The organism is Bacteroides intestinalis (genome assembly GCF_003464595.1).
Taxonomy (GTDB): Bacteria; Bacteroidota; Bacteroidia; order Bacteroidales; family Bacteroidaceae; genus Bacteroides; species Bacteroides intestinalis_A.
Genome location: NZ_QRZF01000001.1, coordinates 588,355 through 602,697, shown reverse-complemented (window position 1 = coordinate 602,697; position 14,343 = coordinate 588,355). Strand labels below are relative to the sequence as shown.

The 14,343-nt window shown below is 44.4% G+C and carries 8 protein-coding genes; 6 read left to right on the top strand and 2 right to left on the bottom strand.

Features of this window, described 5'->3' with window-relative positions; genetic code table 11:
* The first annotated feature begins 57 nt into the window (after window positions 1–57).
* The 6 genes from DWW10_RS02095 to DWW10_RS02070 all read left to right on the top strand — a co-directional run bounded on the left by DWW10_RS02095 (window position 58) and on the right by DWW10_RS02070 (window position 11,966).
* Window positions 58–3,036, top strand: coding sequence for a SusC/RagA family TonB-linked outer membrane protein (locus tag DWW10_RS02095; protein WP_022392289.1), 2,979 nt, complete (start codon window positions 58–60; stop codon window positions 3,034–3,036).
* A 134-nt stretch (window positions 3,037–3,170) separates the two neighbouring features.
* Window positions 3,171–4,967 carry a RagB/SusD family nutrient uptake outer membrane protein gene (locus DWW10_RS02090; RefSeq protein WP_022392288.1) on the top strand — a complete coding sequence of 599 codons (1,797 nt, stop codon included), beginning with the start codon at window positions 3,171–3,173 and terminating at the stop codon, window positions 4,965–4,967.
* Window positions 4,968–4,985: 18 nt separating this feature from the next.
* Complete coding sequence (locus tag DWW10_RS02085) at window positions 4,986–6,665, top strand: starch-binding protein (protein ID WP_022392287.1); 1,680 nt, start codon at window positions 4,986–4,988, stop codon at window positions 6,663–6,665.
* Between the two features lie 163 nt (window positions 6,666–6,828).
* Complete coding sequence (locus DWW10_RS02080) at window positions 6,829–8,172, top strand: alpha-amylase family glycosyl hydrolase (RefSeq protein WP_022392286.1); 1,344 nt, start codon at window positions 6,829–6,831, stop codon at window positions 8,170–8,172.
* A 1-nt stretch (window position 8,173) separates the two neighbouring features.
* Window positions 8,174–9,499 carry an alpha-amylase family glycosyl hydrolase gene (locus tag DWW10_RS02075; RefSeq protein WP_022392285.1) on the top strand — a complete coding sequence of 442 codons (1,326 nt, stop codon included), beginning with the start codon at window positions 8,174–8,176 and terminating at the stop codon, window positions 9,497–9,499.
* Window positions 9,500–9,821: 322 nt separating this feature from the next.
* A complete protein-coding gene (locus DWW10_RS02070; protein ID WP_022392284.1) occupies window positions 9,822–11,966 on the top strand; it encodes a glycoside hydrolase family 97 protein in 2,145 nt (714 codons plus the stop codon).
* A 273-nt stretch (window positions 11,967–12,239) separates the two neighbouring features.
* Here DWW10_RS02070 and DWW10_RS02065 read toward each other — a convergent pair whose 3' ends face one another.
* Entirely contained in the window at window positions 12,240–12,665 is a 426-nt protein-coding gene (locus DWW10_RS02065) for a hypothetical protein (protein WP_022392283.1), read from the bottom strand.
* 4 nt (window positions 12,666–12,669) lie between these two features.
* Complete coding sequence (locus DWW10_RS02060) at window positions 12,670–14,343, bottom strand: BSAP5a family pore-forming toxin (RefSeq protein WP_022392282.1); 1,674 nt, start codon at window positions 14,341–14,343, stop codon at window positions 12,670–12,672.

Here is a 14,343-nt window from a genome sequence, read left to right as displayed (position 1 = left end):
CTGTCGCCTCAACCTGTGGAGGTGAACAGAATGATTGTTAATCTAAAAATTAATAGTATGAATGTAAAAAGAACAAAGTTATGTTTGTGCCGGTCTCTCCTTCTCATGACCGGATTACTTTTTGCAGTGGCATCCTTTGCCCAGGATTTAACCGTGAAAGGAAAAGTAACGGATACCACGGGCGAAACTGTAATTGGTGCTAACGTAACCGTGAAAGGTACAACTAATGGTATCATTACCGATATTGACGGTAACTATACTTTGTCGGGCGTGAAGCCTTCTTCCGTCCTTGTTTTCTCCTTTATTGGCTACAAAACACAAGAGATCCCCTGTAGTGGACGTCAGGAAATCAATGTAGTGCTGTCAGAAGACGCTCAGGCACTGGATGAAGTCGTTGTGGTGGGCTACGGTTCATTGAGTAAGAAAGAACTTTCCAGTTCCATCGTGCAGGTAGACAGATCGAAGTTCCTGCAAGGTTCCATGAACAATCCGATGGAGATGCTGACCGGTAAAGTAGCCGGTTTGACCGTAAACAATACGGCGGCAGCCAATCCGAATGCAAGCTCTTCCCTTCAGATTCGTGGTGCAACATCTATTTCGGCATCCAATGACCCGTTAGTGGTAATTGATGGTGTGGCAGGTGGCGATATCCGCAACCTGGCAGCACAGGACATTGAGTCGATGACCATACTGAAAGATGCCGCTTCCGCTGCCATCTACGGAACACGCGGTGCCAATGGGGTGATTCTGATTACCACACGTAAGGGAGCCGGAGAAGCCGGACGTGCCCAAGTGACTTACGACAGCTGGTTCGGTGTGAACCTGGCAAAGAGCGGTCCGGATATTTTGAGTGCAGACGAATTCCGTCGTTCCCGTCGTGCAACGGATTATGGGTATTCTACTGATTGGTATGACCTGTTGCTGCGTGATTTCTCTTATGATAACAACCAATATCTTTCTATCGACGGCAGTACCAAGAATGGATACTATGGCGCTTCTTTCAATTATAAGAAAGCAACCGGCCTTGATCTGAACAGCAGCCGTGAAGAATTCGGCGGACGCTTCGTCCTGAACCAGCGTATGATGGATGGAATCGTAGAACTGAACGGTTCACTCAACGCCCGTCGCGTGAATGAAGTATGGGGTAATGATGGTATGTTCGATACTGCCCTGAGCATGAACCCTACCATGCCTTTGTATAACGAAGACGGAACTTATTTCCAGCCTACTTCTCCTACCGGAGCACGCAACCCGGTGCAGGAACTGAAAGAAATCGACAATAACGGCCAGCGTGTTTACTTGCTGGGTACTGCTGAGGTAAAAGTCAACCTGATCCGTTCGGAAAAGCAAATGCTGAATACTTCATTAAGTTACTCTTTGCACTACAACGATCTGAAACAGCACTATTATACTCCTTCCACTGCCGGTGAATCTTACTGGAACGGCTATAACGGACGTGCAGAAGTGACTTACCAGAAGTGGTATACGTCCCGCCTGGAGTGGTTGGGTAACTACTCGTTGGATTTGGGTGACCACAACTTCAAGGCAATGGTAGGTTACAACTATGAGCAAACCACCTGGGAGCGCCTGCAAGCCGGAAACAGTGATTTCAATTTCGATGATATTCTCTGGAATAACCTTGGAAGCGGTTCTTACCTTGCCAAAGGAAAAGCAAGCATGGGTACTGGTAAATCTCTTGCCAAACTGATCGGTGTCTTCGGACGTATCAACTATAATTGGAAGAATCTGTTGATTGCTTCCGCCTCCATCCGCTACGAAGGTTCTACGAAATTCGGTGCAGATCATAAATGGGGTGCTTTCCCATCTCTTTCTCTTGCCTGGGAAATGGCGAATATGGGTTTCCTGAAAGACCACCAAAACATCGTTCAGAGTTTGAAACCCCGTGTTTCCTATGGTGTAACAGGTCGTTCGGACTTCGATTGCTACCAGTCATTAGCCACTTACGGCTCTCATAAAAATGCCCAGTTGAATGTTACGGATACCTATCTGATGGACGGTGCCTGGGTAACAGGTTATGCTCCTTCAGTGAATGCCAATTCCAAACTGGGCTGGGAAAAGAGTGTCAGTATGAACATCGGTGTTGACTTTGCCTTATGGAACAGATTGCGCGGTTCTGTTGAATGGTTCGACCGCCAGTCACGCGACTTGCTTTATAACTATACGGCTCCACAGCCTCCCTACATCTACTCTACAATTCTGGTAAACGTAGGAACCACTGTGAATCGTGGTATCGAAGTTTCTCTGGAAGGCGACGCTTTCAAAGGAACTCCCGTAGAATGGACAACGGGTATCAACTACTCTTACGGCACTACGAAACTGGATAAACTCTCTAACAGCCTGTACAAAGCTTCTTATGTGGAACTGTATCAGAAGCCGGGTGTAGGTACCAGCGAGTACTTCTTCCGCGTGGAAGAAGGCAGCAAGATCGGCCAGTTCTATGGCTACGAGTATGCCGGTGTAGAGAATGGCGATATGATGATTTATACCGATGAAGGCGAAAAAGTTCCTGTATCCAAGGCAGATGTGAAGTACAAACGCCATATAGGTAATGGTACGCCGACCTCTTATCTTTCCTGGAGTAATACGCTCCGTTATAAGAACTTCGACCTGAGCCTGATGTTCAACGGTGCTTTCGGTTTTGAAATCTTCAATATGCGTCGTTACGGAATGGGTCTGAAAGGTTGCGGTACGGACAATGTGCTGCGCGATGCTTATGGAAAAGATGCGAATATTACAACCGGTGGCGGTGTAATCTCTTCTTTCTTCCTTGAAAAGGGTGATTACTTTAAGCTGGATAACCTGACTCTGGGATATACCATCACTCCGAAAGAAAACAAGTTCATCAAAGGTATGAGAGTTTATCTGACAGCTAAGAATCTGTTTACGCTGACCGGTTATTCCGGTAACGATCCCTCAGCCGTTGCTATCAACGGACTGACTCCGGGTGTAGATACAAACAGCGCCTATCCTTCAGCTACCCAGTTGAGCGTAGGCTTGAATATCCGTTTCAAATAGATATAGTTAACAAGGTTGCAGTTAACAAGGGAACGAGGATAATAGTTTCGTTTAGTAAGAGAGTCATTTCCCCTTGTCAACTTGTCGCCTGAAGCCTTGTCAACTCCTTTAATAACTAAATACAGAAAAGAATTATGAAATATCTGAAATATAAATGTCTGTTGGCAATCATTCTGGGTTGTTCATTGAGCGGTTGCTTCGACCTTACGGAAGAAGTGTTCGACCGTGTAGACTCCGGCGTCTATTATCAGGACGAGAATAGTGTGAAGAGTGCGGTAGCTACTATTTATTCCACAGGTGCTACCAGTTATGCCGAATACTTCTGGTACATGCAGGAATTTCCTGCCGATCAGGTGACCTGGCGTGTATGGAATGGCGGTCAGTGGGGATATGATGAAGGCGAAAAGTTTATCTTCTCCATTCAGAACTGGACTCCCGATGCCAAGATTATCCGTAGTGCCTGGGAGAATGCATGGACCACTATCGGCCTGTGTAACACCTTATTGGCTGATATGGGAAAGCTAACTTCTGCCGACCTGAAGATGACTGATGAGAAACTGAAAGCTTATGAAGGCGAAGTACGTACACTCCGTGCCTGGGCTTATTACAATATCTTTGAAATCTGGGGTGGTGCATTGCCGCTGAATATTGAACCGGCCACCGTAGACGGTGAATTGCCACCCACTGCCGATCCGGACTTCGATACAAGTTGCAAGAAGATTTATAACTTCATTGCTACCGAGCTGGATGATTGCTACGAAGGAATGGTCGAAAATCAGGTGAACCGCATGAACAAGGCCGTGAACCGTATGATCAAGGCCCGTCTGTTGCTGAATGCCGAAGTGTTCATCAAAGAAAGCCACTATACCGAATGTGCCGAACTGTGCCGTGAAATAATCAGCGGTAAATATGGAAAATATGAATTGGCAAAGGATTACCGCGATATTTACTCTATCAATAATACGGAATGTCCCGAAGTCATCATGGCTTTTGCCTGCGAAGACGGTAAACTGAATATGGGATGGATGCGCATGACTTTCTATCCTTATAATATCTGGGATTATTTCGGAGGCACTTACAGTCAGAGTGGTTGGAACTGCACTTGTCTGGTTCCTTCGTATGACAATGCGGGAACGGTGAATGAACTGGGAGGTACACAGGGAGCTACCTGCTTCCTCGATGCGGCTTATGGTGATAAACTGGGTGCAGTCTATGAACGCTTCGACGACCGCGACATCCGTAAAAAGAACTATAATTATGATAAGAAGAACGGCTACAGCGGTATCTTCCTGAAAGGTACCATAAAAGCTAACTATGGTAATGGTGAAGCTTTGAAAGCCGATGCCGACCGTGACGGACAAGACTTGGCGTATGTAGACCAGGTAGGTACGTTTATGAACCTCGGACGCAACTTGGAAACCGTCATGTCACCGCGTTGGGGTGAGACGAACTCCGGCCTCCGTCTGGTGAAATACCCGGTATATCCTACTTCCGCAGCCATCGACTTTCAGAACATCGATGAAGTGGAATTCCGCCTGAGCGAAGTGTACTATATGCTGGCTGAGTGTGAAATGCGTGCCGGACAAGCCGACAAGGCCAAAGAACTGGTGAATGAAGTACGTAAACGTTACTTCAGTACCGGCGACTGGGCAGACGTGAAAGACAAACCGGGCCGTGGCTTCACTGCTTTCGATATGGACTGGATGTTGAGCCAGTGGGGTGTTGAGTTCCTGAATGAAGGTCGCCGCCGCCGTACAGACCTGCGTCGTTTCGACAAATTCACGCAAGGCCAGTGGTGGTTCTTCGGACGTGCCACGGACAATGGTCAACTTTATCCCGCCAAGCGTGATCGTAAATATGAGTGGTATCCGTTGCCTGCTTCTGCATTGCTTGTCAATCAAGGACTGATACAGAACCCGAATTATAAATAACTCAAAAACAGAAAATCCATGAAAAAGATAATTTATTGGCTGTTTATGTTGCCGTTGTTTGCTCTGCTCAACGGGTGCGACGATACAGATACGATTATATTCGATGATGAACTGCCTCAGTTCGAAATCAAGGCGAACGCTATATTGCTGGAAGTCATCATGCCGAAAGGCAGTGCTGCCGATGACGAATACTACATTGTGGGCGACTTCAACGGAGGAGCCGAAGCTGCTGTAGGTAATCTGGAATGGCAGTTGGAGAAAGCTACCGGTAGTGAATCCAAGTGGGGAATCTATCTGCTACCTTCTACTTTCAAAGATGGAAAGACACTGGCAGACGGCTTCTACTTCGTATCGGCCTCGAAAGGTGAGGAACGTTCGGTGAAGAATGAGGCTGTGGTGCATCAGTTGGATGTAAAGGTAGGAACCCGTACCAATGTATGGGTGGACCGCTGGAAAGCATATTTTGAAACTGAAGAAGAAGGACATGATGGCTTTGTGGTTTATGTGGCTGATAAATCCGGTTGGGATAATCTTTACTTGTACGGTTGGGCTGGTGCCGGTGATGTAACACCTGCTTGGCCGGGTATTGCGGTGAAAGGTACGGAAGTGATCAATGGAGTTACTTATAAATACTTCGATATGGGGAAAGCTCTGGATGGTTATGAAGGTGTGAATCTAATTTTCAATAATAATGATGGAAAGCAGTTTGACGGTCCGGTGGTGACACTCAACAGAAACTTCTACTTCCGCATTACCGATAAAGGCTTTGAAGAGATAGATCCGGAAGCAAGTTATTGCATCTATGTGGATGACCAGTCCGGTTGGGGAGATCTGGCACTTTACATCTCCGGGGCAGGTGATAACAATGAAGACTGGCCGGGACTTGAACCTGCCGGAACGAAGGAAATCAACGGAGTAGTTTATAAATACTTTGAAACTGATGTGGAATTGATGAATCAGAGTCTGAAACTGACATTTAATAATAACAAAAAGGAAGACGATCCGGGACTCGTGCTGTCTTTCGTAAAGAACATCACTTTCAGCCGCGATTTCTATTTCAGCATAACTCCTGAGAAGTGTGAGGAGATAGATCCTGCAACACACGGTACAAGCTATTCCCTTTATGTGGAGGATAATACCGGTTGGAATGCGTTGGCGCTGTATGGCTATGGAGAAGCGGCTATTGGTAGCAGCTGGCCCGGCATACAGGTTTCAGAAACGAAGGAAATCAATGGTACAACGTATAAGTGTTTCCATTTGACACCGGCTTGCACAAATAAGAATATCAACCTGATATTCAATGATAACGGCGTTGGAAATCAGTTGAAAGACTATAATCTGACGATAGATCGCGATTACTATCTCCGCACCTCGGAAGCGGGTTGTAGTGAAATAAAAGATTGCACCGTGTATGTACAGGATAACTCCGGTTGGGAAGCTTTGACTCTCTATGGCTGGGGCGACGCTGCAATTGGCGACAGTTGGCCGGGCATACAAGTAACCGGAACGAGGGAGATCAATGGTGTTACTTATAAGTACTTTGATTTATCGGAGCACATGGGTAAGTATTCGAATCTGATTTTCAATAACAATGGAGGCGGACAGCAAATAGAAGATGGCGGGCTGTATACAGCATTGATAGGAGATATCTACTTCTCTATCACAGCTACTTCTTATGAAAAATTGCCCAAGCCTTAAGATGCTTTGAGTTTCAAGATGGGAAACCGTTTGTTTCATGCCTTGAAACAAGTAGTTTCATTACTTGAAACTCTCTGTTTCACACCGAGAAACTCTTAGTTTCATTGCTTGAAACAGATTATTTGAAATTATAACTTATACTATCTCAATTAATTAAATAGATATGAGAATAAAGGATATCCTTAAGATTTTGTGCTCCAGCCTTTTGCTGTTGAGCTTTACCGGATGCAGTTCGGATGATGATCCTGATATGCCGCCTCCCGCAGGTGACGCTACTACAGACGGAATGGTGATTTATGAAGCCAATCCGGCACTCTTCGGTGAAACGCAAGCACTGAATGGACTGACTGCCCAACTGCCGCGTATCAAAAAGCTGGAAGCCAATGTTCTTTGGCTCATGCCCATTTTCCAGCAAGGTGAAAAGAATGCTGTCGGTTCTCCGTATTGTGTGAAAGACTATCGGGCTATTAATCCTGCCTATGGAACGCTGGCCGATCTGAAAGCATTAGTCACGAAAGCCCATGCCGAAGGTATGTTGGTCATCCTGGACTGGGTAGCTAACCATACCGCCTGGGATCATGCCTGGACTACGGAGCATAAGGACTGGTATACGCAGGACGCCAACGGCAATATTGTTTCTCCCCCGGGAATGGGTTGGGACGATGTGGCTGATTTGAATTATGACAACACTGCCATGCGTGCCGCCATGCAGGAGGCTATGCTTTACTGGCTGACCGAAGCTGACATAGACGGATTCCGTTGCGACCATGCCGAAGGTGTGCCCAATGACTTTTGGAAGGAAACTATCACGAAGCTTCGTGCCGCCAAAAGTACCTTGCTGATGCTGGCCGAAGGTTCACAAACCGCACTCTACGATGCAGGTTTTGATATGCTGTATGCCTGGAACTTCGCTTATAAACTACAGTATGTATATGCAGGAAGCGCTTCTGTGGCTAATTTGTATGATACACATCGTAGTGAGCTTGCTTCGGTAACAGATAAACGGTTACTTATGCGTTATTCCACTAACCATGATATGGCTTCCGAGAAATCGCCCGTGCAGGCTTATCAAACCAAAGAAGGTGCTTTCTCAGCCTTTGTGGCCTCTATTTCTATGGGTGGCTGCCCAATGATTTATAGTTCGCAGGAACTGGCTTATGACAAGGCCCTCTCTTTCTTTGGCTATCAGGCGATGGACTGGAATTCTAATGCCGATTATCAGGCGGATTATACCAAACTGATGCAGTTGTATCGCAATTCTCCCGCTTTACAGAATGGAGAGATCAAACTTTATCAGACGAGTAAAGCGATATGCTCTTATCGTATTTCCAGTACGGAAAAGATACTGGTACTGATAAATACCAGTGGCAATCAGGAAAGATTGAATCTGCCTATGGAGCGGGTAGGGGATAGTGCAAAGAATCTCTGGACCGGAGAAAGCACCGTGTTGCCAAGAACGATAACGTTGGAGCCCTATCAATATTACATCTGGAAAATAGAAGGATAATATGAAGAAATATATATTTATTGTAAGCCTGCTGTGCCTGCTTGCTGCCTGTACAGGTAAGCGGCAGGACGAAGCGGTGGTGGAAGTTGCGGCATTGCCTGCTGTGGAAGATGTGGTGATGTATCAGGTCAATCCGCGAGTGTTTGCTCCTGAGAAGTCATTCAAGGCGGTGGAACGTCGCTTAGATTCCATTCAGGCATTGGGAATCAACGTGGTGTGGTTTATGCCGATCAATGAAGTGGGGCAGGAGAAATCTGTGAATTCCCCCTATTGTGTGAAGGACTATAAAGGAGTGAATCCGGAGTTCGGAACACAGGATGAGTTTAAGGCCTTAGTTGCCACTTGCCATCAGAAGGGGATGAATGTGATTATCGACTGGGTAGCCAATCATACTTCCTGGGACAATGCCTGGATTGCCAACAAAGAATGGTATACGCAGGATGAGGCCGGCAATATAATCTTTCCTGCCGGAACCGGTTGGAAGGATGTAGCTGACTTAAACTTTGATAATCAGGAGATGCGCCTGGCAATGATTGAAGCCATGAAGTTTTGGGTTACTGAAATCGGCATCGATGGTTTCCGTTGCGATGCGGCGGACTTTGTTCCTTTCGACTTCTGGAAACAGGCGCTCGACTCTTTGCGTGCCATCCCCGAGCGTTCGTTGTTGATGCTGGCTGAAGGGAAAAGACGCGACCACTTTGATGCTGGTTTCGATATGAATTATTCCTGGGACTTTCTGGAGTCACTTCGCGATGTATTCGTAAAAGATGCTCCGGCACAGGAACTGTTTGCTACGGATAAAGCGGAGTATGACACTATCCCCGTAGGAAAAGTGAAACTGCGTTTTACCACCAATCATGATGAGTCGGCAAAGATGTCGCCTATTAAAGAATTCGGAGATATGCGCGGCTCTATGGCAGCTTTCGTGCTGACTACTTATCTGCATGGAGGAGCGTTGATTTATGGTTCACAAGAGGCGGGTTATCCCGAAGCTATCAACTTCTTTACGTATGTTCCGGTGGATTGGACCGGGAACAGTGAACTGTATCAGGAATACTGCCGTCTGATGGCTCTTTACAACGAGTATCCGGCTATTCGTAAAGGGGGATTGAAGACATATCCGCAACCCGATGTGCTGCTCTTTGAGAAACAGGATGGCAAAGATCGTGTGTTGGTTGCTGTAAATGTACGTAATCGTGAAGTAAATGTGACGCTTCCGCAAGAGTGGAACGGACATCCAAGTAAAGATATGTATAGCGGAACAGAAGAGAAGCTGGAAGCAGAACTGAGCCTGTGCCCTTATCAGTATCGAATCTTTAAGTATTGATAATATGATGATATGATAATATGAATAAATGATAATTTATCAAGCTCGATATAATTACGAAGCATTTATAATATGGAGTAACTATAATATGAAGTAACTATAATTCTCCTCCTCCAGGGAGGAGGAGTACCCGTAGGGGGAGGTGGTAGGTGAAGCAATAAAATACCTATCAATCATAAGTCTAAGGAATCTTTTCCCTACCTACCACCCCGCCCTTTGGGCACCCCTCCTCCCAAGATGAGGGGAATTGGGATAGTTCTGTCTTTCAATGTTCGTCTTGTAAATTATCAGTTTATGTATAATACTAAAACCATAATAGAATATGAAACATTCCCTTTTTATTGCCTTTTTCCTTTGCCTCGGTTCGTTCGCCTCGGCCCAGCAACTCACTTCTCCTGACGGTAACCTGTCACTGGTATTTATGGAGCAGGCAGATGGCGTTCCGGCATACCGGCTGGACTATAAAGGCAAACCCGTTTTAACTTCCGGTCGTTTAGGTCTCCTGACGGAAGAAGCCGACCTGACCCGTGGATTCAAACAAACAAACCTTGAACGTGCTTCTGTTGATAACTACTGGAATCCCGTCTGGGGTGAGTACAACCGGGTACGGAATCATTATAACGAAATGACCGTCACCCTGGAGCAACCGGAAACAGGACGTATCCTGAATATCCGCTTCCGTCTGTTCAATGATGGCCTGGGCTTTCGCTACGAACTGCCTTTGCAACGCAAGATGAACTACCTCACCGTAAAAGATGAAGTAACCGAATTCAATCTCACGGGAAATCACAAAGCTTTCTGCATTCCCGGCGACTATGATACCAATGAGTTTGCCTATACCACCGCCCCTCTATCGGAAATAGCAGTGGATATGGAGAAAAGAATTGCCAAGAAATCTTATGAATCGAAAGCCGAAGGCGGCTTGACAGTACAAACCCCGCTAATGATGAAAAGCGAAGATGGCATCTACCTGAATATCCATGAAGCCGCTTTAGTGGATTATGCCGGTATGTTGCTGAATGTAGACGATAAGCAGTTTAAACTGAGTGCCCACCTGACTCCCGATAAATTGGGTAAGAAAGGTTACCTGCAACTGCCCGTGCTGTCTCCCTGGCGTACCGTTATTGTTAGCGATGATGCCCGCGATATTCTCGCTTCTCAATTGATTTATAATCTGAACGAACCTTGCCAATATGAAGATACCTCCTGGATTCGTCCGATGAAATTCGTCGGTGTGTGGTGGGAAATGTTCACAGGCGAAGGAAAGACCTGGGCGTATAGTGATTTCTACCAGGCCAAGCCCGGCATCACAGATTATACCAAACTGAAACCTAATGGCCATCACCCCGCCAATACCGCCCATGTGAAGGAATATATCGACTTCGCCTCCGCCCATGGCATCGACGGAATACTGGTAGAAGGCTGGAACGAAGGTTGGGAAGATTGGGCTTCCTACCGGAAAGACCGTCAGTTCCTCTTCAACAAAGCCTATCCCGACTTCGACGTTAAAGAGCTGCAGCGTTATGCCAAAGAAAAAGGCGTGCAAATGGTAATGCATCACGAAACAGCCGCGAATGCTGCCGACTACGAACGCCAATTGGATGAGGCCTTCCAGTTCATGGTAGACAATGGCTATCATGCCGTGAAAACCGGTTATGTAGGTTACATCATCCCCCGTAATGAATATCACTCTTCCCAATGGATGAACAACCATTACATCCATGTAGCCCGTCGCGCAGCTGATTATAAAGTAATGGTTAATAGCCACGAGGCAGTACGCCCCACCGGTTTGTGCCGTACTTATCCTAACTGGCTGGCCCAGGAATCTGCCCGTGGCGGAGAGTTCGAAACAATGGGCGGCAATGATCCCGATCATACTTGTATCCTGCCTTTTACCCGCCTGAAAGGTGGTCCGATGGACTATACCCCGGGTATTTTCGAGACAAGACTGTCTTATTACAACGGTGAGAAGCCCAACGAACGTGTGCATACCACTTTGGTGAAGCAAATGGCACTCTACATGACCATGCCTTCTCCTATCCAGATGATAGCCGACCTGCCTTCCAATTACGCCCGTTTCCCGGATGCCTTCCGCTTCATTGAAGACGTTGCGGTAGACTGGGACAATAGCTGGTACCTGGAAGCCGAACCGGGAGATTACATTACCGTAGCCCGCAAGGCAAAAGGTAAAAACGAATGGTTTGTTGGCGGCATTACCGATGAGAATAGTCGTACGGCAACGATTCCTTTCTCCTGGCTTCCGGAAGGAAAACAATACATCGCTACCATTTACGAAGATGGCAAGGATGCAGATTGGGATACCAATCCCCAAAGCTATCGTATACGTAAGGTAGTAGTGACACCTAAGAGTGTACTGAAACAGAAATTAGCCGCCAGTGGTGGCGTTGCCATCAGCATCAAAGAGGCTGATAAAGCGGAGATAAAAGGTTTGAAAACCATCCGCTAAGGCATAAAGGCATTAAATGGAGATATACTCTGCATTTAATATTAAAGTTAACAATACGAATAGGGAGGCCGGGAGGTTCCCCTATTTTTTTGTGCTTACCTGCCTGCATTAGATATTTCTAATGAGTGTAAGGTTTCTGCAAATCCTAACAGCGGAGGTCGTTTGCAAAAGGTAAAGATTGACAAGTAATAAAGGAAAGTAGGAAGGAAACGACTTAAATTCCTTCCTACTCAGTTTATTTATAGTAACTAGATTCCGTATAGGGATAAATATTTATTCTATTTTATAGATATCCATAATCATTTGTTTGTACTCATCATTAAGTCCTTGTACTAACACCAGTCTATTTACTCCTATCTCTGTTAATATCCAGTCACCTTCTAAAAAGTGAAGGTTGATAGAATTAAAAGGTTGTTCTATGGTTAATAGCCTATCATCTGTGGTATATTTGAAATCCCACTTCTGAACTCGTCCGTTCTTAACCACCACGGAATTTCCGCGATTTTCAGTGAGAAATAAGATACTAACTTTACCATTATCGGTTATCTGTCCTGACGTTTTTGTTATCAATGTACCTTCCCATTCTGTTTGCTTTAAGTCAGGAATTTTTAGTGGAATTTCCTCGATTTCATTATTGTTGGCACAACTAAAGAAACTGAGTGTGACGATAATTGTTGATATTATCTTTAGCTTATTCATTGTATTATAATCCAATTATTTTGTAGAATTGAGATAATGTTGTCATTGATATTGCTTTTTCCGGTACAGTATTTATCCAGTTATTCATACCATAGGTTTCCGGTATAAAGTTATCTATATCGTAGAAAGAATAGGCATATCGCTTAACCGGATCATATATATACCAAATATTAGTGTTCGGATTCTTAAATTTGTACATATTACTCTCAGATAAACCGGGAAGATTTATATTGAAAGGTATTCGAATTATTGGATTGAGCGTTTTATTGGAATTAGCTTTAATCTCACACTGATAATATTTACTCTTTTCATCAGTAATAATCTTGCTTTTTGCCATAAAAGTATCATAACTACTATTTGCTTTTAACTCTGCATCCGATGCTTGGCTACTTTTCCCATCACTGAGTATAATTTGATCTCCTTGCCTGGTATTTAATACAGGTGCTATTTCATATAATTTTTCTCCAGAACTAGAGTTGCGAACAAAAACTTTCACTATTTCAATAAAAGGCTCTGTCATTTCTATGTTACTTGTAAAGCCCATGTGTGTATCTTGTATTCTTTGCTTGAAATTCATCTCTAAGACAAGTTCAGATAATCCAATCAAGCCTTCGCCATTTTCTCTTAAACCAATCATAACATGGTTACTCTGGTCAGACAAGGTTCTCAGCCATGGTGTTAAATCAATATTCATATTTTCTATGCTTTCGGCACTTGTCTCTATTGTGCCTAATCCCCCGATAGTGTGAATATAACAATGTACATCTTTTACTTTATTCGTATTGGATATATTGTTACCCGTATTTTTCCCAAAATCTAAGTTACCGGAAGCAGAACTCAAACTATCTTTGGGCAATCCTTTTTTACCCCAACTGAACGAAGCCTCAATATGTTCTTGTACGTCTTTCTCAGTGCTTTCATAGTCAAACTTGTAGTCACTTGAAGCTACGAATAATGCAGAAGCTCTGCCACCGGTATAATATCCGCTTATAACCAATGGGCCGTAATCGTTCAATATTTCAGATATTGGAGTCAAGTAAAGCGACATTTGAAATACTTCGTCCAAGCATTCTGATGCTATCGTTTTCAGTACAACATTTGTTGTATTAAGTTTATATTGTGCCTGTTGAAGTTTTATACTAACTTCCCCATAGACTCTATTGCTCTCGGTTATATTAGTTGTCTTAAAAATTTCAGTGGTTTCTTTTTTTCTGCCGAATTTGAAAAGTTTTAAGTTAAGGCTAAATCCTGATTTAACCGTTTTTGTTACACTTGTATTTTTTTCATATCTGTCATAATCTGTATAAGCCGTTTTTTCGATTTTAGTTTCACTGATATTGAATGCTGTGATTGCCTTGCTAAAGCGACTTCTTAATTTTTCCAAATCAATAACGGCGTCTGTAGCATTTGAGTATTCACCTATTAGAGAGTTACCTACATTATAACCTACACCTATATAGTCTTCTAAAGGAAAATAACTTCGGGTTTGTATTTTGCGCTTAGGCACATCTTTTGTCCATACGGTTGTTAGATCTGGATTTCTATCTTGCAGGATAATAATAGAATCACCTTTGCTTTTTAAAGGTTTTACTCCATTGGAGGAGAAATAATCATCATTGGTACATGCAGCAAAGAATGTAGCCAAAGATATATATATAACTGTTCTTCTAATTTTCAT